This is a genomic window from Streptomyces xanthochromogenes (genome assembly GCF_014650455.1).
Classification (GTDB): Bacteria; Actinomycetota; Actinomycetes; order Streptomycetales; family Streptomycetaceae; genus Streptomyces; species Streptomyces xanthochromogenes.
On record NZ_BMUZ01000001.1, the window covers coordinates 754,536 to 774,204 of the forward strand.

19 protein-coding genes are annotated in these 19,669 nt (G+C 70.8%); 7 read left to right on the plus strand and 12 right to left on the minus strand.

The window, feature by feature from the left end:
* Positions 1-8 precede the first annotated feature (8 nt).
* Genes IE267_RS03460 through IE267_RS03475 form a run of 4 tightly spaced genes read right to left on the minus strand, consistent with a single transcriptional unit; the run spans position 9 to position 2,984 of the window.
* On the minus strand, positions 9-1,331 hold the full coding sequence (locus IE267_RS03460) for an NADH-quinone oxidoreductase subunit D (protein ID WP_189762089.1): 1,323 nt from the start codon (positions 1,329-1,331) through the stop codon (positions 9-11).
* Positions 1,331-2,056, minus strand: a complete 726-nt coding sequence (locus IE267_RS03465) for an NADH-quinone oxidoreductase subunit C (RefSeq protein WP_167157753.1) — start codon at positions 2,054-2,056, stop codon at positions 1,331-1,333. Before IE267_RS03465 ends, IE267_RS03460 begins: the two co-directional genes overlap by 1 nt.
* The gene (locus tag IE267_RS03470; protein ID WP_100578785.1) at positions 2,053-2,607 is read right to left on the minus strand and encodes a NuoB/complex I 20 kDa subunit family protein; all 555 of its coding nucleotides are present in this window, start codon (positions 2,605-2,607) and stop codon (positions 2,053-2,055) included. Before IE267_RS03470 ends, IE267_RS03465 begins: the two co-directional genes overlap by 4 nt.
* 17 nt (positions 2,608-2,624) lie before the next feature.
* A complete protein-coding gene (locus tag IE267_RS03475; RefSeq protein WP_030494815.1) occupies positions 2,625-2,984 on the minus strand; it encodes an NADH-quinone oxidoreductase subunit A in 360 nt (119 codons plus the stop codon).
* A gap of 721 nt (positions 2,985-3,705) precedes the next feature.
* Between IE267_RS03475 and IE267_RS03480 the strand changes: the two genes are divergently transcribed.
* Together IE267_RS03480 and IE267_RS03485 are read left to right on the plus strand one after the other, a co-directional pair.
* Complete coding sequence (locus tag IE267_RS03480; RefSeq protein WP_167157755.1) at positions 3,706-4,542, plus strand: C40 family peptidase; 837 nt, start codon at positions 3,706-3,708, stop codon at positions 4,540-4,542.
* 146 nt (positions 4,543-4,688) lie between these two features.
* Entirely contained in the window at positions 4,689-5,231 is a 543-nt protein-coding gene (locus IE267_RS03485) for a hypothetical protein (protein ID WP_167157757.1), read from the plus strand.
* A gap of 74 nt (positions 5,232-5,305) precedes the next feature.
* On the opposite strand, the gene IE267_RS03490 is transcribed toward IE267_RS03485, so the two are convergent.
* Positions 5,306-6,589 (minus strand): geranylgeranyl reductase family protein, encoded by a 1,284-nt coding sequence (locus IE267_RS03490; RefSeq protein WP_161249771.1) that lies wholly within the window; start codon positions 6,587-6,589, stop codon positions 5,306-5,308.
* Positions 6,590-6,690: 101 nt separating this feature from the next.
* Here IE267_RS03490 and IE267_RS03495 point away from each other — a divergent pair, with 101 nt between their 5' ends.
* Positions 6,691-7,236, plus strand: coding sequence for a GNAT family N-acetyltransferase (locus IE267_RS03495; RefSeq protein WP_161249769.1), 546 nt, complete (start codon positions 6,691-6,693; stop codon positions 7,234-7,236).
* A gap of 39 nt (positions 7,237-7,275) precedes the next feature.
* On the opposite strand, the gene IE267_RS03500 is transcribed toward IE267_RS03495, so the two are convergent.
* Positions 7,276-7,968, minus strand: a complete 693-nt coding sequence (locus IE267_RS03500) for a demethylmenaquinone methyltransferase (protein ID WP_167157761.1) — start codon at positions 7,966-7,968, stop codon at positions 7,276-7,278.
* A gap of 125 nt (positions 7,969-8,093) precedes the next feature.
* Between IE267_RS03500 and IE267_RS03505 the strand changes: the two genes are divergently transcribed.
* Entirely contained in the window at positions 8,094-9,167 is a 1,074-nt protein-coding gene (locus IE267_RS03505) for a chitinase (protein ID WP_229860609.1), read from the plus strand.
* Between the two features lie 190 nt (positions 9,168-9,357).
* Here IE267_RS03505 and IE267_RS03510 read toward each other — a convergent pair whose 3' ends face one another.
* From IE267_RS03510 to IE267_RS03525, 4 genes are all read right to left on the minus strand, one after another.
* Positions 9,358-9,993 (minus strand): imidazolonepropionase-like domain-containing protein, encoded by a 636-nt coding sequence (locus IE267_RS03510; RefSeq protein ID WP_189762090.1) that lies wholly within the window; start codon positions 9,991-9,993, stop codon positions 9,358-9,360.
* A gap of 15 nt (positions 9,994-10,008) precedes the next feature.
* Complete coding sequence (gene mqnC, locus IE267_RS03515) at positions 10,009-11,208, minus strand: cyclic dehypoxanthinyl futalosine synthase (RefSeq protein ID WP_189762091.1); 1,200 nt, start codon at positions 11,206-11,208, stop codon at positions 10,009-10,011.
* A 94-nt stretch (positions 11,209-11,302) separates the two neighbouring features.
* A complete protein-coding gene (locus tag IE267_RS03520; RefSeq protein WP_229860611.1) occupies positions 11,303-12,043 on the minus strand; it encodes a prepilin peptidase in 741 nt (246 codons plus the stop codon).
* Positions 12,044-12,144: 101 nt separating this feature from the next.
* Entirely contained in the window at positions 12,145-13,803 is a 1,659-nt protein-coding gene (locus IE267_RS03525; protein WP_189762170.1) for a serine/threonine-protein kinase, read from the minus strand.
* A 247-nt stretch (positions 13,804-14,050) separates the two neighbouring features.
* On the opposite strand from IE267_RS03525, the gene IE267_RS03530 reads away from it, so the two are divergent.
* Positions 14,051-15,115: an alpha/beta hydrolase gene (locus tag IE267_RS03530; protein WP_167157768.1), complete on the plus strand. Its 1,065-nt coding sequence runs from the start codon at positions 14,051-14,053 to the stop codon at positions 15,113-15,115.
* A gap of 53 nt (positions 15,116-15,168) precedes the next feature.
* Here the strand turns inward: IE267_RS03530 and IE267_RS03535 are convergent, their stop codons facing one another.
* Positions 15,169-16,035, minus strand: coding sequence for a menaquinone biosynthetic enzyme MqnA/MqnD family protein (locus IE267_RS03535; RefSeq protein WP_189762092.1), 867 nt, complete (start codon positions 16,033-16,035; stop codon positions 15,169-15,171).
* Positions 16,036-16,342: 307 nt separating this feature from the next.
* Here IE267_RS03535 and IE267_RS03540 point away from each other — a divergent pair, with 307 nt between their 5' ends.
* The gene (locus tag IE267_RS03540) at positions 16,343-16,546 is read left to right on the plus strand and encodes a cold-shock protein (protein WP_003967102.1); all 204 of its coding nucleotides are present in this window, start codon (positions 16,343-16,345) and stop codon (positions 16,544-16,546) included.
* Positions 16,547-16,705: 159 nt separating this feature from the next.
* Here IE267_RS03540 and IE267_RS03545 read toward each other — a convergent pair whose 3' ends face one another.
* Positions 16,706-18,460, minus strand: a complete 1,755-nt coding sequence (locus IE267_RS03545) for an AMP-dependent synthetase/ligase (RefSeq protein ID WP_189762093.1) — start codon at positions 18,458-18,460, stop codon at positions 16,706-16,708.
* A 95-nt stretch (positions 18,461-18,555) separates the two neighbouring features.
* Between IE267_RS03545 and IE267_RS03550 the strand changes: the two genes are divergently transcribed.
* A complete protein-coding gene (locus IE267_RS03550; RefSeq protein WP_189762094.1) occupies positions 18,556-19,563 on the plus strand; it encodes an AraC family transcriptional regulator in 1,008 nt (335 codons plus the stop codon).
* The last annotated feature ends 106 nt before the right edge of the window (positions 19,564-19,669 follow it).

The window sequence follows — 19,669 nt, forward strand, 5'->3', positions numbered from 1 at the left end:
GATGTCTGTCACCGGTCGACGCCTCCCATCACGGGGTCGATGGACGCGACGGCGACGATGACGTCGGCGACCTGGCCGCCCTCGCACATGGCCGCCATGGCCTGCAGATTGGTGAACGACGGGTCGCGGAAGTGGACCCGGTAGGGGCGGGTGCCGCCGTCGGAGACGACGTGCACGCCGAGCTCGCCCTTGGGTGACTCGACGGCCACGTAGGCCTGCCCGGCGGGGACCCGGAAGCCCTCGGTCACCAGCTTGAAGTGGTGGATGAGGGACTCCATGGAGGTGCCCATGATCTTCTTGATGTGGTCGAGGGAGTTGCCGAGCCCGTCCGGGCCGAGCGCGAGCTGCGCGGGCCAGGCGATCTTCTTGTCCTCGACCATGACCGGGCCCGGCTCAAGGCGGTCCAGGCACTGCTCGACGATCCTGAGCGACTGGCGCATCTCCTCCAGGCGGACCAGGAAGCGGCCGTAGGAGTCGCAGGTGTCGGCCGTCGGGATGTCGAAGTCGTAGTTCTCGTAGCCGCAGTACGGGTCGGTCTTGCGCAGGTCGTGCGGGAGACCGGCCGAGCGCAGGATCGGGCCGGTGGCGCCCAGCGCCATGCAGCCGGTCAGGTCGAGATAACCGACGTCCTGCATACGGGCCTTGAAGATGGGGTTGCCGGTGGCGAGCTTGTCGTACTCCGGCAGGTTCTTCCGCATCGTCTTCACGAACTCGCGGAGCTGGTCGACCGCGCCCGCGGGCAGGTCCTGGGCGAGTCCGCCGGGGCGGATGAACGCGTGGTTCATGCGCAGACCGGTGATCAACTCGTAGAGGTCGAGAATGAGTTCACGATCGCGGAAGCCGTAGATCATGATCGTGGTGGCGCCGAGCTCCATGCCGCCGGTGGCGATGCACACCAGGTGCGAGGAGAGCCGGTTGAGCTCCATGAGCAGCACCCGGATGACCGAGGCCCGGTCCGGGATCTGGTCGGTGATGCCGAGGAGCTTCTCGACGCCGAGGCAGTACGCCGTCTCGTTGAAGAACGGCGTCAGGTAGTCCATGCGCGTGACGAAGGTGGTGCCTTGCGTCCAGGTGCGGAATTCGAGGTTCTTCTCGATGCCGGTGTGCAGATAACCGATTCCGCAGCGGGCCTCGGTGACCGTCTCGCCCTCGATCTCCAGGATCAGTCGGAGCACGCCGTGCGTGGAGGGGTGCTGGGGGCCCATGTTGACGACGATGCGCTCGTCGTCGGCCTTGGCCGCGGACTGGACGACCTCGTCCCAGTCGCCGCCGGTGACCGTATATACAGTCCCCTCGGTCGTTTCCCGAGCGGACGCGTGTGAAGTGCTCATCAGCTGTACGACCTCCGCTGGTCCGGAGCCGGGATCTGGGCGCCCTTGTACTCGACCGCGATGCCGCCGAGGGGGTAGTCCTTGCGCTGCGGGAAGCCCTGCCAGTCGTCCGGCATCATGATCCGGGTGAGGGCGGGATGGCCGTCGAAGACGATGCCGAAGAAGTCGTACGCCTCGCGCTCGTGCCAGTCGTTGGTCGGATAGACCTCGACGAGCGAGGGGATGTGCCGATCGCTGTCGGGGGCGCTCACTTCGAGCCGGATCAGCCGGCCGTGGGTCAGGGACCGCAGGTGGTAGACGGCGTGCAGTTCACGCCCCTTGTCACCGAGGAAGTGGACGCCGCTCACGCCCGTACAGAGCTCGAAGCGCAGGGCGGGGTCGTCGCGCAGGGTGCGCGCGACGCGCAGCAGGTGCTCGCGCGCGATGTGGAAGGTGAGCTCGCCGCGGTCGACGACCGTCTTCTCGATGGCGTTCTCGGGAAGCAGGTCCTGCTCCTCAAGGGCCCCTTCGAGTTCGTCGGCCACCTCGTCGAACCAGCCGCCGTACGGCCGTGAGGTGGCGCCGGGCAGCGTGACCGTCCGCACCAGACCGCCGTAGCCGCTGGTGTCACCGCCGTTGTTGGCGCCGAACATGCCCTTGCGTACGCCGATGACCTCGCCGGTGTCCTCGCGCGGGGCGGGGACGCCGCTCTGTTCGGGGGTGTCCGGAGTATGGGGAGAGCTCACCGCAGCAGCCCCTTCATCTCAATGGTGGGGAGCGCCTTGAGGGCCGCCTCCTCCGCCTCGCGGGCCGCCTCCTCCTGGTTGACCCCGAGCTTGGAGCCCTGGATCTTCTGGTGGAGCTTGAGAATGGCGTCGAGCAGCATCTCGGGCCGGGGTGGGCAACCGGGCAGGTAGATATCAACCGGGACAATGTGGTCAACACCCTGAACAATTGCGTAATTATTGAACATTCCGCCCGATGAAGCGCAAACCCCCATGGAGATGACCCACTTGGGGTTGGGCATCTGGTCATAGACCTGTCGCAGCACCGGCGCCATCTTCTGGCTGACCCGGCCGGCCACGATCATCAGGTCGGCCTGGCGCGGGGAGCCGCGGAAGACCTCCATGCCGAACCGGGCCAGGTCGTAGCGGCCCGCGCCCGTCGTCATCATCTCGATGGCACAGCAGGCGAGGCCGAAGGTGGCGGGGAAGACGGACGCCTTGCGCACCCAGCCCGCGGCCTGCTCAACAGTGGTCAGTACGAAGCCGCTAGGCAGTTTCTCTTCGAGTCCCATAGGTGCCCCTCAGCCCCTCAGTCCCATTCCAGGCCGCCGCGCCGCCACACATACGCGTAGGCGACGAAGACGGTGAGCACGAAGAGCAGCATCTCCACGAGCCCGAAAAGCCCCAGGGCGTCGAAGGTGACCGCCCAGGGGTAGAGGAAGACGATCTCGATGTCGAAGACGATGAAGAGCATCGCCGTCAGGTAGTACTTGATGGGGAAGCGGCCGCCGCCGGCCGGCGTGGGAGTGGGTTCGATGCCGCACTCGTACGCCTCAAGTTTCGCCCGGTTGTACCTTTTTGGGCCGATTAGCGTGGCCATGACCACGGAAAAGATCGCAAACCCTGCCCCGAGGGCGCCGAGCACGAGGATGGGCGCGTAGGCATTCACGCTCCTCGCTCCTTCCAGTCGTCCTTGACCGTTGGACCGCACACGGGTCTCGCGAACACCTCGCCACCTCCCACATCTGCGCGAAGATCGCGTACATGTGAGGCAGTTCACAAGCCCGACTGCCCCGCATCCTATGCCCGCCGGTCTGTGATCTGCGACACGGGGTACGCCAACGTCTTTGTGATCTCCACCACCTGACGAAGGATCATGAAGTCGGATGAGCGGTGATCTTCATACGCGAAGCGCCTGAGTGATCACGAGACGTGACATCTTCCGGTGTTACCGCTGGTCGGCGGCGGTCTGGCATTATCAAGACATGTGCGCTACAGGCAAATTGGCAAGGAAAGCGCATCCAGTGATAAGTGGCCCGCCGTCACTCGCGGGAGGGACTTCGGCGTCCCGAAATGGACGCGTGCGCGCATTCACGAGAGCGGCACCACCCCTTCCGTCGACTCGATCTCTCCACACTGTGACCTGCGTCACCCGTCAACGGTCGTGGAATCAACGGGGCTTGGCCATCGACGTGAGGGGATGGTAAGCGCCGGGCAATTCGGGCTTTTCATGGAAAACCCATGATCACAGCCCTGATCGGGCGTGCCAGTTTTGTCCGTTACGGCGTCAATAAGTGCTGGCAAGAAGCGGATTCAGCCCCTCCGGCATCAACTGTGGCGCAGCACACGTTTCTTGAAGGGAACCCCGAACCCCTGATAGCGGTTGTCCCATGTCCCACACCGCTCACATACCCAGCCACCGGAAGCCCCGCCGCAGCGCCTCGAAGGTCTCGCTCCGGGCCGGAGTTGCCGGTGGCGTACTCAGCACCATCGCGCTGGCAGGTGCGGCCGCCCCGGCCATCGCCGCTCAGCCGGTCAACGAGACCATCGAGATGCCCACGCTGACGGGCGACCTCGCGACCACCGCCGCCGCGACCGCTCAGGCCACCAAGGCAGTTGCCGCCGACCTCCAGCTCCAGGCCGCACAGGACGCCGCCGCGTCCAGCGCCGCCAAGGACGCCAAGAAGGCCAAGGACGACGCCGAGAAGAAGGCCGCCGAGGCCAAGGCGAAGGCCGACGCCGAGGCGAAGGCCAAGGCCGACGCCGCCGAGCGCGCCTCCCGCTCGGCCGAGCGCACCTCGCTCAAGTCGTCGTCGTCCTCCACCGGCGGCACGTCCACCGGCACGACCTCGTTCAAGGCGTCCAACGCCACGGGTTCCGCCGCCGCCATCGTCAACTTCGCGCTTGCCCAGGTCGGCAAGGCCTATGTCTCGGGCGCCACCGGCTCCAGCGCGTACGACTGCTCAGGTCTCGTGCAGGCCGCCTACCGCCAGGCCGGCATCGACCTGCCGCGCGTCTCGCAGGACCAGTCGACGGCCGGCACCGATGTGTCGCTGTCCAACCTCCAGCCGGGCGACATCCTTTACTGGGGCGGCAAGGGCTCCGCGTACCACGTGGCGATCTACGTGGGCGGCGGCAACTTCGTCGGCGCGCAGAACCCCTCCACCGGTGTTGTCGAGCGCAGCCTGGACTACGACTCCCCCTCGGGCGCCGTCCGCGTTCTCTGAGGCGCACAGCGGCCTTCTGAGCCGTACCCGCACCGTCCGCAAGGGCCGTTGCTCCCCCGCTCGGGAGGAACGGCCCTTCGGCATGCCCGGAATGTGTTGAACTCTGCCCGTTCCCGGGCAGAGTTCACCTATCAGGGGGTGGGCGCATGGACGAGCAGGTGCGTGACGCGGAACCGCAGCCGTACGAGGTCTACGCCGACGGACTCGGCATGTTCGCCGCCATCGGGATCGTGTTCATCGTGCTCGGGCTGTGGATGCTCACCGGCATCCGCCCGTGGCACGGCCCGGTCGACTGGGCCAAACTCGCCTTCGGCTGGGGCTTCGCGCTGTTCGTCATCGGCGCCGGCGCGTTCCTGGTGCTGGCCTGTGTGTACGGGGCGGTGCGCCCGGTCATCCGCGCGGACGCGGCCGGCATACACCTGGCCACCCGCTTCGACGCGCCCTGGTCGCAGGTGCGCGAGATCGAGGTCGGCACGGTGGCGATCTGGGAGCTCGGGGACGAGGGCACCGCGGGCGGCTACGAACACCACCGCGCGGTGTGGGTGACGCTGCACGACGGCAAGCGGCACGAATACATCGCCCGCCGCCAGGACGGAGGCCTCTCACCGGACGAACTGCGCACCGGTCTGTCCCGGTTCGCCGGAGAGGTCCCCGTCCGCTGGACCGACGAGGTGGAGCGCCGCTGTTAGCGCCGCTGTTGGCGCCGCTGTTGGCGGCGCTGTTGGCGGCGCTCCGGATCAGGCCGTCGGGTCAGGCCTCCGGGTCAGGCCTTCGGGGCCACCTTGGAGAGGCCGTTGATGATGCGGTCCATCGCGTCGCCGCCCGTCGGGTCGGTCAGATTGGCCAGCATCTTCAGCGTGAACTTCATCAGCAGCGGGTGGGTGAGCCCGCGCTGGGTGGCGATCTTCATGACCTTCGGGTTGCCGATGAGCTTCACGAAGGCACGGCCCAGCGTGTAATAGCCGCCGTAGGTGTCCTTGAGGATCTTCGGGTAGGCGTGCAGCGCGAGTTCGCGCTGCGACGGGGTCGCGCGGGCGTGCGCCTGGACGATGACGTCGGCGGCGATCTGCCCCGATTCCATCGCATACGCGATGCCTTCGCCGTTGAACGGGTTCACCAGACCGCCCGCGTCACCGACCAGCAACAGGCCCTTGGTGTAGTGCGGCTGACGGTTGAAGGCCATCGGCAGGGCGGCACCGCGGATCGGGCCCGTCATGTTCTCGGGGGTGTAGCCCCAGTCCTCGGGCATGGACGCGCACCACGCCTTGAGGATCTCGCGCCAGTCCAGCTCCTTGAAGGCGGAGGAGGAGTTGAGGATGCCGAGGCCGACGTTGGACGTGCCGTCGCCCATGCCGAAGATCCAGCCGTAGCCGGGGAGCAGCCGCTCCTGGGGACCGCGCCGGTCCCACAGTTCGAGCCAGGACTCCAGGTAGTCGTCGTCGTGCCGCGGCGAGGTGAAGTACGTCCGCACGGCCACACCCATCGGGCGGTCCTCGCGCCGGTGCAGGCCCATGGCGAGCGAGAGCCGCGTCGAGTTGCCGTCGGCCGCCACCACGAGCGGGGCGTGGAAGGTGACCGGGGTCTTCTCCTCGCCGAGCTTGGCGTTGACGCCGGTGATGCGGCCGGTGCGCTCGTCGATGATCGGGGCGCCGACGTTGCAGCGCTCGTACAGCCGGGCCCCGGCCTTCTGGGCCTGCCGGGCGAGCTGCTCGTCGAAGTCGTCGCGCTTGCGCACGAGTCCGTAGTCCGGGTACGAGGCGAGGTCCGGCCAGTCGAGCTGGAGCCGGACGCCGCCGCCGATGATCCGCAGACCCTTGTTGCGCAGCCAGCCCGCCTCTTCGGAGATGTCGATCCCCATCGAGACCAGCTGCTTGGTGGCGCGCGGGGTAAGACCGTCACCGCACACCTTCTCGCGCGGGAAGGCGGTCTTCTCCAGTAGCAGCACGTCGAGTCCGGCCTTGGCCAGGTAGTACGCGGTCGTCGATCCGGCCGGACCGGCCCCGACGACGATCACGTCCGCGGTGTGTTCGGAGAGCGGCTCGGTCACAGCGGGATCTCCCGAAGACTCGAATTAGCGTGCCGAGAAGCACAGGACACATGCAGTCTATGGGTGGCTGTTGATCGACATCGCGAAGGGTTGCCCACGCCATGAGCTCTGTGTCCCCCGAGTCCTCGGTACCGGAGAAGTCCCTGCCCGCAGTACGGCTGCGGGTCCCCACGGAGGAGGACGCGTACGCCTGGCACCGGGTGTTCGACGACCCGGAGGTGATGGAGTTCCACGGGGGCCGTGCGGCGGAGGTCTCCGTGTACGAGGAACTGACCGCCCGCCAGCGCAAGCACGACGCCGAACACGGCTTCTGCCTCTGGACGATGCTCGACGAGGACGACGAGGTCATCGGCTTCACCGGCGCCCAGCCCTGGCCCCTGGACGACTGGGGCCCGGTCGGCGAGATCGAGATCGGCTGGCGCCTGGCCCGCACCCACTGGGGCCGCGGCTACGCGACGGCGGCGGCCCGCACGACCCTGACCCGCGTACGCGCCGCGGGCGTCCCGCAGGTGGTGGCGATGGTCCATCCCGGGAACGCCCGTTCGGTGGCGGTGACGGAGCGCCTGGGGATGACGCTGTCCAGGACGTACCCGTCCCAGAGGCTGGGGGTGGATGCGCTGTGCTTCCGCCTGGGGCTGGGTGGTTGAGACGCGGGGCTCCGGGGGCAGCGCCCCCGGCCGCGCCCGTTACGCCTTGAAGCCCCGGTGCAGGGCGACGACCCCGCCCGTCAAGTTGCGCCATGCCACCTTGGACCAGCCGGCACCCTGCAGCCGGGCGGCGAGCGCGTCCTGGGCGGGCCATGCCCGGATGGACTCCGCGAGGTAGACGTACGCCTCCGGGTTGGAGGACACGGCCGTCGCGACCGGCGGCAGCGCGCGCATCAGGTACTCCGTGTACACCGTCCGGAACGGCTTCCACGTGGGCTGCGAGAACTCGCAGATCACGACGCGGCCGCCCGGCTTCGTCACCCGGTACATCTCGCGCAGCGCGGCGTCCGTGTCCTGCACGTTCCGCAGCCCGAACGAGATCGTCACCGCGTCGAACGTGTCGTCGCGGAACGGCAGCTTCGTCGCGTCGCCCGCCGTGAACGGCATGTGGGGCTGGCGCTCCTTGCCGACCTTCAGCATCCCGAGGGAGAAGTCGCACGGCACCGTGTACGCCCCGGCCGCGGCGAAGGGCCGCGAGGACGTGGCCGTGCCGGCCGCGAGGTCGAGCACCTTCTGCGCGGGCCGCGCGTCGACCGCCTGCGCGACCGCCTTGCGCCAGAGCCGGGCCTGGCCGAGGGAGAGCACGTCGTTGGTGAGGTCGTAGTGTGCCGCGACGTCGTCGAACATCGAGGCGACTTCGTGCGGCTGCTTGTCCAGGGATGCGCGGGTCACGCCGCCCATTCAAGCAGTACCCGGGCCCCATCCCGGCGCCCGGGCCTCACCGGCACAGCCGGGCCACGTACATTCTGCTTTCCGTGCCACGGGGGCCCGGAACCACGAGAGCGGGAGCACACGACATGCGGAGTTTCCTGAGGGTGCCGGTCGCCGGGGCAGGCGCCTTGGCCGCGCTGGTGTGCGCGGGGTGCTCCTCGACTCCGGGCGCCCCGGCCGAGTCCGCCGCGACGGCTTCGGCGGCCACCCCGGGCGCGCTGACGGACACGTACTCCCCCTACGTGAGCGCCACCACCCCCGCCGCGACCGACGCGGTCGGCAACCCCGCCGTCTACAACCTGGCCTTCGTCGTCGCCCACGGCAGCACCTGCCGTGCGGTGTGGGACGACGACACCGCGATCGTGGACCGTGACGTGAAGGACCGCGCGGCCGCCCTGAAGAAGTCGGGCGCCGCGGTGCGGGTGTCGTTCGGCGGGCAGGCCGGCAAGGAACTGGCGCTCACCTGCCGTACCCCGGCCCAACTGGCCGCCGCCTACGGCTCGGCCCTCGACGCGGCCGGCTCCGCCGAGGCCGACTTCGACGTCGAGGGCGCGGCCCTCACCGACCGGGCCGCGCTCGCCCGGCGCGCCGAGGCGATAGCCCTGCTCCAGAAGCAGCGCGCCGGGCTCAAGGTGACCTTCACGCTCGCGGCGATGCCGACGGGGCTCACACCCCAGGCGACGGCGTTGCTCAAGTCGGCCGAGGAGCACGGCGTACGGATCTCGACGGTCAACGTCATGACGATGAACTACGGCACGTCGTTCGGCGGGAACATGGGCGACTACGCGGTTCGGGCCGCCACCGCCGCCCAGGGACAGCTCAAGGCGGTCCTGGGGCTTTCGGACCGCGCGGCCTGGCAGGGCCTCGGGGTCACCTCGATGATCGGCGTCAACGATGTGAAGGGCGAGACGTTCACGCTCGACGATGCCGCGAAGGTACGGGAGTTCGCCCGGGACAAGGGCGTGGGACGGCTCTCGATGTGGGTGACGTACCGCGATCAGAAGTGCGGCGGCGGGGTCGACTCGGCTGTGGCGCAGGCCAATTGCAGCGGCGTCGACCAGGAGCCGGGCGCCTTCGCGAAGGCCCTGTCCCAGCGGGGCGCGGCCACCGGGGCTCCGCCGCGGACCCCTGGAGATGGCCCCACCCCGCCCCTTCCCTAAACCCTCCGGGGGGTGAAGTGCCCCTGGGGGCTCCGCCCCCAGACCCCCGTTCGCGCCTGAACGGCGCTCGTCCTCAATCGCCGGACAGGCTGAAATGCCCTAGGTGCCGGCCGGCACCAGGGCATTTCGGGGCGCGAGGAACTGCGCAAAAAGCGGCGGCCCCGGCACGCGGACACGCCCCCGAGCGGAGCTAAGCGCGGCGATGCCGCAGTCGCCCGCCGATGACGGTGGCGATACACGTCCCGGCCCCCCGCGCGGCGAGCGCCACCGCGTCCGGTGCGGCGAAGACGGCGAAGCGGGCGGGACCGTCCACCGCGAGCGGCGCCCGGAAGGCGTCGGCGGGCTCGGCGTCGGCGAACGGGTCGAGGGCGGCCGGGCCCTCGGCGTCGGGCATGGGGACGACCTCAAGTCCCGCCCGGTGCACGGCAGTTCGCACCGCAGGCGTGGTGAGCCGCGCCGCCACCGCCACCACACCGCGGGCCAGGAGCTTCTGGGTGCAGCGGCGGGCGCTGTTGCCCCGGCGGGACTCGCCGGGCGCGAGGTCGGCGAGCGCGGCACCGGTGATCGGCTCGCTGCCCAGCTCGTCGAGCTCGAAGGGGTCGTCCGGGAAGTAGGTGTGCTCAAGGAGGGCCGTGCCGTGCCGGTTGAGCAGGCCGGGCGTGAGCACGCCGGGCCAGCGCCGGACGCGGGCGGCGGGGTGCGCGGCGGCCACGTCCTCGTACGGCCCGATCATCGCGATCCGGTCGCCGTCGACGAGGACCGCGCCGCCCGGGACCGGCTCGCGGTCCCCGGGCAGCAGCAGCTCGGCGGCGTGGATCGTCAACACCTCAGGACCACAGCCTCAGTTGGAGGCGAGGAGCTTGAGCTCCGGGTGGGCGGTGCCGCCCTCGATCGCGGTCGAGGAGATGTGCGACTGGACACGGGTGTCGACCGGGTCGTTCGCCGGGTCCTCGTGCACGACGAGGTGTTCGTAGGTGGTGGCGCGCTGGGCGGGCACCCGGTCCGCCTTCCGGATCATGTCGATCATCTCGATGAGGTTGGAGCGGTGCTTGGCACCGGCCGACGAGACGACGTTCTCCTCCAGCATCACCGAGCCGAGGTCGTCGGCGCCGTAGTGCAGCGACAGCTGGCCGACCTCCTTGCCGGTGGTGAGCCAGGAGCCCTGGATGTGGGCGACGTTGTCGAAGAAGAGCCGCGCGATGGCGATCATGCGCAGGTACTCGAACAGGGTCGCCTGGGTGCGGCCCTTGAGGTGGTTGTTCTCGGGCTGGTAGGTGTACGGGATGAAGGCGCGGAAGCCGCCCGTACGGTCCTGCACGTCCCGGATCATGCGCAGGTGCTCGATGCGCTCGGCGTTGGTCTCGCCGGTGCCCATCAGCATGGTGGAGGTCGACTCGACACCCAGACCGTGCGCGGTCTCCATGATCTCCAGCCAGCGCTCGCCGGACTCCTTGAGCGGGGCGATCGCCTTGCGCGGCCGCTCGGGCAGCAGCTCGGCACCGGCCCCGGCGAACGAGTCGAGCCCCGCGGCGTGGATGCGGCTGATGGCCTCCTCCACGCTCACCTTGGAGATGCGGGCCATGTGCTCGACCTCGGACGCGCCGAGGGAGTGGATGACCAGCTGCGGGTAGGCCTTCTTGATCGCCGAGAAGTGTTCCTCGTAGTACTCGACGCCGAAGTCCGGGTGGTGGCCGCCCTGGAACATGATCTGGGTGCCGCCGAGCTCGATCGTCTCCGCGCAGCGGCGCAGGATGTCGTCGAGGTCGCGGGTCCAGCCCTTGGCAGTGTCCTTGGGGGCGGCGTAGAACGCGCAGAACTTGCACGCCGTCACGCAGACGTTCGTGTAGTTGATGTTCCGCTCGATGATGTACGTCGCGATGTGCTCGGTACCCGCGTACCTGCGGCGGCGCGCCGCGTCGGCGGCGGCGCCGAGCGCGTGCAGCGGCGCGGACCGGTACAGGTCGAGCGCTTCCTCCGGGGTGATCCGCCCACCCTCAGCGGCACGGTCGAGAACGGACTGAAGATCGGCCTTCTCAGTCACCGGGGGTGTCCCTTTCTAGGGGTTACGGGCAGACCGATCCAGCGTACGCCAGCCGTATCGGCCCGCTGCCCGGGGTCCGCGACGCACCCCGGTCTCACCCGGCGGCCCCGCCGAGCAGCAGCCCGCCGAGTGCCCCGGCGATCAGGAACGGACCCAGCGGGAACGCGGCCTTGCGGCTCGCCCGGCGGAACAGCAGGAGCCCCACCCCGTACACCGCGCCGAGCACGAGCCCGAGCAGCGCCCCGGCGAGCAGGACGGGCCAGCCGTACCAGCCCAGGGCGGTGCCGAGCCCGAGTGCGAGCTTCACATCGCCGAAGCCCAGGCCCGCCGGGTTGATCAGGAAGAGCACGAGGTAGCCGCCGCCGAGCGCGAGCCCGCCGAGCAGCGCGGTGGACCAGGACCCGGCGTGCCCGGGCAGCAGTGCGGCGAGGCCGAGCAGGGCGGCTGCGGCTCCGGCGAGCGGGAGGGTGAGGACGTCCGGGAGTCTGCGTACGGCCAGGTCGACGAGGCAGAGCAGCACCGCGCAGGGGGCGAGCAGCAGCCAGACCGCGAGTTCCGGACGGGCCCCGGTGGCGGCGGCGAGCGCGGCGCAGGCGAACGCGCCGACCAGCACCGCGCGCAGCGGCCGCCCGTGGACCGCCCCCGCGTCACAGTCCCGGCACCGGGCGGGGCCGAGCCATCCGGCCAGCGGATGCCCGGCCGGGCAGTCGTCCCGCCAGGGCTCACCGGGTTCGACGGAGAGCCGGTAGCGGGGGCGGCCCAGCAGGTATCCCGCGCCCGCGCCCCATGCGGCGGCGGCGAGGGTGAGCGTCGTGTGCACCGGAGTCGTGTTCACGGGACCAGGGTGCCCGGCGGCGCGCCTGCCCGGCAGCCCGTCCTGCCGTCGGGGCGCCGCGAGCGCCCACCGGACACCGCCGTCCTCATCGCGGGCCCGGGTCAGCCGCCCGCCTTCGTCAGTGTCGCGGTGGGCCGCCCCGCGGCCGCCTCCTGGGACTCGAAGCGGAGTCTGCCGTCGGCCTGGAGGGTGTACGTCATCGTCGCCGTGGCGCCGGTGCAGCCGATGGTGCCGGGCTTCGCGGGGTCGGCGCGCTCGGTGATGTGCAGGACCTGGCCGGTCGCCGAGTCCAGTCGGCCGACGCCGTGGCATTCGAGCGGGCCGAGGGTGGTCGTCGTGTGCACGACGTCCGCGCCCGTGGCGCCCCTGCTGATCACCGCCGTGTACAGGTACCCGGAGGTGCCGTTGTCCTGGGTGAGTTCACCCTTCCACGTGCCGATGAACCCGCTTGGCACGGCGGCCTGTTGGGAGCCGGCCGTCGAGGTGGAGGCGGGCGGCTGAGCGCCCGTGTTGGTGGCGTCGCCGCCGTGGCCCGGCAGCAGGTCGAAGAGGAACGCGGAGCCGACCGTGACCGCGGCGAGCGCGCCCGCGACGGCGAGGGCCACCGTGCAGCTGACCCGGCGTCCGCGGCCCTGCTCACCCGGTTCGGCGGCGGTCGCCACGGACAGGGCCACGCGCGGCGGGGCCGTGGGCGGCGGGGGTGTGCGGGGGCCGGGCAGGGGGCCCGCCGCCCGGCCGTAGGAGGCGTCGGGCGGCCCGAAGACGCCGACGGAGGCGGAGGCCGGGCCGGTATCCGGCTCCGCGACTGCCCCAACTGACGCGCTGCTGAAGGGAATCGGGCCCGAGCCGCCCTCCGGCTCCTCGGGCTCCAGGTCGAGCAGCCGCACCGCGGACCGGCTGACCTCCTCGACCAGCGGGCCCGGCAGCCAGCCGTCCTGGACCAGTGCGGCGGCCCCCGCCGGGGCCAGGCGGGCCGCGAGTGCGGCCGGCGCCGGGCGGGCGGCCGGGTCCTTGGCGAGGCAGGCGGCGACCGTCTCGCGCAGCTCGCCGGTGAGACCCGCGCCGAGCTCGGGCGACCCGTGCACCACTTTGTAGAGCAGGGCCGCCGAGGAGTCGCCGGGGAACGGCGGCTCACCGGTCGCCGCGTACGCGAGGACCGCGCCGAGCGAGAAGACGTCGGCCGCGCCGGTCACGCCCCGGCCCAGGATCTGCTCGGGCGACATGTAGCCGGGCGAGCCGATGGAGACGCCGGAGGCGGTGAGGGATGCGGTGCCGTCGGTGGCGCGGGCGATGCCGAAGTCGATCAGGCGGGGCCCGTCGAGGGTGAGCAGCACGTTCGACGGCTTCACGTCCCGGTGGACGAGGCCGAGCGCGTGCACCGCGGCCAGCGCCTCGGCCAGGCCCGCGCCGAGCACGCGTACGGAGTGGGCGGGAAGCGGGCCGCGGTCCTGGACGGCCTGGGTGAGCGAGGGGCCGGCGACATAGCCCGTCGCCACCCACGGGACCGGTGCGTCCGGGTCCGCGTCCAGGACCGGGGCGGTCCACAGGCCGCCCACCCGCCGGGCCGCCTGGACCTCGTGCCGGAAGCGCGCCCGGAACTGCTCGTCCAGGGCGAAGTGCGGGTGCACCACCTTGACCGCGACCGTGCGGCCGCCCGCGCTGCGGCCCAGATAGACCCGGCCCATGCCGCCCGCACCGAGCCGGCCGAGCAGCCGGTAGGCACCGATCGTGCGTGGTTCGCCCGCTTCCAGCGGCTGCAACGACTGCATCCGGTGTTCCCCCAACGTCCCCCTGGTCAAGCCGGTCGCACAGCAGCGTAGAGGCGTACGTGCGCGGGATCACCCTCGAACGAGACCGATCCGATGCGCGCATGAGCGAACCTGGTGGCTTGTTCCGCCCTCTTGAATGGCGTAGTTCGTGCGCAATCACCCGAAACACCGCTCGTACGCCGCCCTCGCTCAGCCCGGAACGCCCGTGCCCAGAACCACAGATCACCGGAGCCCCAGAATGAACCGTCGTCGTCCCGCCGCCCTGATAGCGGCCGCCGTCACCGGCGCGGTCCTGCTGGTCACCGGCTGCTCCGACGAGGGCAAGCCGGTCAGCTTCGACTCGGGCCCGAGCAGCCCGTCGGCCGGCGCCTCGGCGCAGGGCGGCCAGAAGAACGGCGCCGCATCGGCGAAGGACGACCCGGCCGGGAAGAACGGGGCCGCGGCCCAGACCCAGCTGCCGACCGGGCCGAAGGCCGAGTTCACCACGCAGAGCAGTCTCGGTGACGGCACCAAGATCGGCGTGACGACGCTCAAGGGCGCGAAGTCCGGCTTCACCGGCAAGGTGTGGGTGTGGGCGCCCAAGCAGTACTTCGACGAGAAGTACCGGAACAGCGGCTTCCCGGTGCTCATCGCGCTGCCCGGCGGAAACGGTTACCCCAAGAACTACTGGATGGGCACCGACCTCAAGCTGCAGAGCAGCATCTCCGAGTGGTCCAAGACCGGCAAGAGCCTGCCGTTCATCGTCGTCATGCCGGTCCTCAACCCGGACGCCAAGCACTACTACGACGGCAGTGACATCCCGGGGCAGCCGAAGATGGGCACCTGGATGACCGAGGACGTGCCGGACCTGGTGCGGGCCAACTTCCGCACCTTCAAGTCCCGCGACGGCTGGGCGTTCATGGGCTCGTCGTCGGGCGGCTTCGTCGGCCTGAAGTCGGTGCTCAAGCGGCCCGATCTGTTCAAGGCCGCGATCGCCTCGGGCCCGGACATCGTGCCGGACTCCCCGCTGTGGGCGGGACACGACGCGGAGAAGCAGGCGAACAACCCGGAGAAGCTCGCCCAGGACCTCATCGACAGGAAGGGCCCCGAAGTCGCGCTCGCCTTCCAGGTGGGCACCAAGGAGGGCACCGTCGTGCCCAAGGTGAAGCAGTTCATCGCCACCTACGGCAAGGGCCCGGTGAAGACCCGCCTCCAGGTGATCCCGGACGGCACCCACAACGCCCACACCTACGTGAAGGGCATGGGCGAGGGAACCATGGAGTGGATCAGCAAGCAGATGCTCGCCCCGGTCCCCTCCTCCTGACCGGGGCCGGGCCCGCTCCCGGAACCGCGTGCGGCGGCGTGCCCGCACGCCGGTTACGGCGCGAGCAGCTCCACGTCGACGTCCGCGGCGAACCCGGTCGTCGGCCCGGTGCGGCGGGCGAACTCCCGCACGCCTTGCAGCTGTTGGGCGCCGAAGCGGAAGTCGAGCGTCGTGAAGTAACGCTCCAGGAGCTCGGCGTCGAAGACCTCCCAGCGGGCGGCCTGCTCGGCGACCTTGGTGACCTCTTCGAGCGAGAGGTCGCGCGAGGCGAGGAACGCCTCGTGCACCTGCTGGACGAGCTCGGGCTCGCGGGCCAGGTAGTCCTTGCGGGCCGCCCACACCGCGAAGACGAACGGCAGACCCGTCCACTCCTTCCACATCGCGCCCAGGTCGTGCACCTGGAGCCCGAGCCGCGGGGCGTCGTGCAGCGAGGCCCGCAGCGCGGCGTCCCCGATCAGCACCGCCGCGTCCGCCTCGCGCATCATCAGGCCGAGGTCGGGCGGGCACGTGTAGTAGTCCGGGGTCACCTCGTACCGCTCGGCGAGCAGGAGCTGCGCCAGACGTACGGAGGTCCGCGAGGTGGAGCCGAGCGCCACCCGCGCCCCGTCCAGGTCATCCAGGGGCCGCTGCGAGACGATCACGCAGGACATGACGGGCCCGTCGCAGCCCACCGCGATGTCGGGGAAGGCGACCAGGTCGTCCGCGTTGCGCAGGAACTCCACGAGGGTGATCGGCGCGATGTCCAGCTCGCCCTTCACCAGCTGCTCGCTGAGCTTCTCCGGGCTGTCCTTGGTCAGCTCCAGGTCGAGCAGCGTGCCCGTCCGTGCCAGGCCCCAGTACAGGGGCAGACAGTTGAGGAACTGGATGTGACCGACGCGCGGCCGGCCGCCTTGACGCTGGGGGCTGGTTGAATTGTCCACATGGCGAGGCTAGACCCGTCCCACTTCGTGGACCGCGCCGGGCCCTGTCCGGCCCCTCCCGGGAGTGCCGCGCGGTGCCTCCGGGAAGCGTGATTGATCACCCGCCCGGCCCCGGGCCAAACGTGCGGCCGAAGTGATCTTTCCCTCTACCGCCGCGGCTGAGCTGCGTGCTACGCTCAGCGCAAGTTGCAGTTTGGTTTCCCTTGCAGTACAGAGCCTGCGGAGCATGTAACCCGCAGGCTTTTGTAGTTTTCAGACTTGTTTGCAGGTTCTGGAGCAGGGCAACCCTTTGGCCCAAGGAGGGCTTATGGCTACCGGAACCGTGAAGTGGTTCAACGCTGAAAAGGGCTTCGGCTTCATCGCCCAGGACGGCGGCGGCCCGGATGTCTTCGTCCACTACTCCGCGATCAACGCGTCTGGTTTCCGCTCCCTGGAGGAGAACCAGGTCGTGAACTTCGACGTCACCCAGGGCCCGAAGGGCCCGCAGGCGGAGAACGTCACCCCGGCCTAACTTCTCCGGGTTGGCGATCGCTGACTTAGCAGTACCCAAGGAGCCCCGTCCGCGAGGACCGGGGCTCCTGCCTTTTGCTCCACGCGCCCGTGCCTCGCGCGCCCGTGGCTCGCGCGCCCGTGGCTCCCGGCGGCCCCTGGCCGCCCGGTACGGAGCCGCTCAGCGGTACAGGCCCTCGATCTCGGCCGCGTACCGCTCGATGACCACCCGGCGCCGCACCTTGAGCGTCGGGGTCAGCTCCCCGCTCTCCACGGTGAAGTCCTGCGGAAGGACCGCGAACTCCCTGATCCTCGCCGGCCGGGACACCGCGGCGTTGGCGGCCTCGACGGCCTCGTGGACCAGCTCGCGGACCTCATCCGGCCGCCGCCCCGCCGTCTCCTGCCCGTCCACCGTGATCAGCGCGACCGGATACGGGCGCCGGTCGCCGACCATCACCGCGTGCGAGACGAATCGGGACCGCTCGATGGCCAGCTCGACGTGCGAGGGGGTCAGGTTCTTCCCGGCGGACGTGATGATCAGGTCCTTCTTGCGGCCGGTGATCGTCAGGTAACCGTCCGCGTCGAGTGCCCCCAGGTCCCCCGTGTGCAGCCACCCTTCCGCGTCCAGTGCCTCGGCCGTGCCCAGGGCGTTCGCGTGGTAGCCCGGGAAGACCATCGGGCCCCGGGCGAGCACCTCCTCGTCGTCCGCGATCCTCACCTCGCATCCCCGCACCGGCCGCCCCACCGTGCCGTACCGCACGGCCCCCGGGTGGTTCAGCGAGATCACGCCGGCGGACTCGGTCATGCCGTAGCCCTCGAAGACCCGGATTCCGCAGGCCCGCAGGAAGTCCAGGACCGTCGGGTCGATCGGGGCGCCGCCGGTGAGTGCCCAGCGCAGGCGCCCGCCGAAGGCCGCCCGGACCAGGCCGAACAGCGAGGCGTCGGCGGCTTCGTACTCCTCCTGGCGTTCGGACGGAAGCCGGCCATCCGCCGCGAGGACGCCGATGGCGACCGCCGCGTCGAAGCGCTCCCCGCCGCCCTCCTTGGCCTCCGCGAGCGAACGCACCACGGAGTAGACCTTCTCGAACAGCCTTGGTACGGAGGGCAGATGGGTGGGCTGTGCCTCGGCCAGCTCGCCGACGACGTCCTCGATCCGGCCGCCGAAGTAGCAGAGCTCGCCCCCGTACAGGAGCGTGGAGAACTGGATGAGCTGGGCGAGCAGATGCGCGAGGGGCAGATAGAGGTACGTGCGGTCGCCGTGACCGCCCTCGATGAGGTGCAGCGTGGCGTCCTGGACCGCGCCCATGTTCCCGTGCGTGAGCCGGCAGCCCTTGGGCAGGCCGGTGGTGCCGGAGGTGTAGACGAGCTCGGCATCGTCGTCGGGACGCACGGCTTCGGCGCGGGCCAGCAGATCGGGGAGCGGCACCGCCTCGGCCCGGGCCGCGAGGCCGGCGAGCGGCCCGGCCGGCCCTTCCGGCGCTCCCTCCCCCGTCATCAGAAGGACGTGGTAGAGCGCGGGCAGCTTCCCACGCAGCCCCTCCACCCGGGCCGCCTCCGCCGGACCCTCGCAGATGACGGCCTTCGCGGCGGAGTCGGCGAGCACCCAGGCGGCCTCCTCGTCGCCCGCCGTCGGATACACCGGCACCACCACCGCGCCCGCCGCGAGACAGGCGAAGTGCGCGTACGTCCACTCCGGGCGGGTCTCGGAGAGGATCGCCACCCGGTCCCCGGCCCGGATGCCGAGCGCGAGCAGGCCGCGCGCGGTGCGCCGCACGGTGTCGCGCAGCTCGGTGTAGCCGACCGAGACCCACTCCCCGCCCGCGTCGCGGTACCGCAGGGCCGGCTGGTCCGGGTGGCGCCCGGCCGCCCACTCGGTGAACACGGCGAGCGTCGAAGGACGCGGGGACGGCTCCTGGTGCGGGCTCTGGAGGGTCATGTACCCGACGGTAGGTTCAGCTCGGGGCGCGGCGGGATGACGGGAAACGTCACCCCGGCTGACCTCAACGCTCAACCCGGCTAACGTCGTTGACCATGGCGAAGCCGACGATCACCGTGCACCACGTGCGGGCCGTGCTGCGCGGCGCCGAGCGGCACGGCATCGACACCGTGCCGCTGCTCCAGGCGTCCGGCATCCCCCCGCTGCTGCTCGGCGACGACCGGGCGCGGGTCACCCCGGCCCAGTTCGCCCAGCTCTTCCGGGCCCTGTACCGGGCGACCGGGGACGAGTTCCTCGGGCTCGGCGGCGCCCCCAGCCGCCCCGGCACCTTCGCGATGATGTGTTACGCCGTGCTCGGCTGCCCCGACCTCGGCGGTGCGATGCGGCGCGGCACCACCTTCTACGGCCTGTTCGCGGGTGGCCCCGACCTCGCCCTCGAAGTGACGGACGCCGAGGCGGTGTTCGCGGTGCGGGGCGACCTCGGGGGCCGGGACGAGGACCGGTTCCTGACCGAGTGCCTCGTCATCATCTGGCACCGGCTGTGCAGCTGGCTGGTGGGCCGCCGCATCCCGCTGGCCCGCGCCTCCTTCGGCTATCCGCCGCCCCCGCACCAGGAGGAGTACGAGTCGCTGTTCGGCTGCCCGGTCCGGTTCGGGGAGGCCCGCACCCAGGTCACGTTCGACGCGCGCTGGCTGACCGCGCCGCTCGTGCGCGACGAGGCCGCGCTCGGGCAGATGCTGCGCCGCTCCCCGTTCGAACTGCTCAGCCGGCGGGCGTACGGGACGACGGTGGGCGAGCAGGTGGGCCGGGCCCTGGCGGCCGCCCTGCGCGCCTCGCCCCGGCTGCCCACCCTGGAGGAGACGGCGGGGCGCCTCGCCATGTCCCCGGCCACCCTGCGCCGCCGCCTCGCCCGCGAGGGCACCTCGTTCCAGCAGCTCAAGGACGAGGTGCGGCGGGACGCGGCGATCGCGGGCCTGGCCGAGGGCCGCGATCCGATCGCGGAGATCGCTGCCCGGCTCGGCTTCTCGGAGGACACCAGTTTCCACCGCGCCTTCCGCCGCTGGACGGGCACGACCCCGGGCGCGTACCGCCTCGACCACTGACGCCATCGGGTCGGCGGGGCCAGTGAAGGTGAGCGGTGTCGTCGGCGGGGCCAGTGAAGGTGAGCGGTGTCGTCGGCGGGGCCAGTGAAGGTGAGCGGTACGGTCA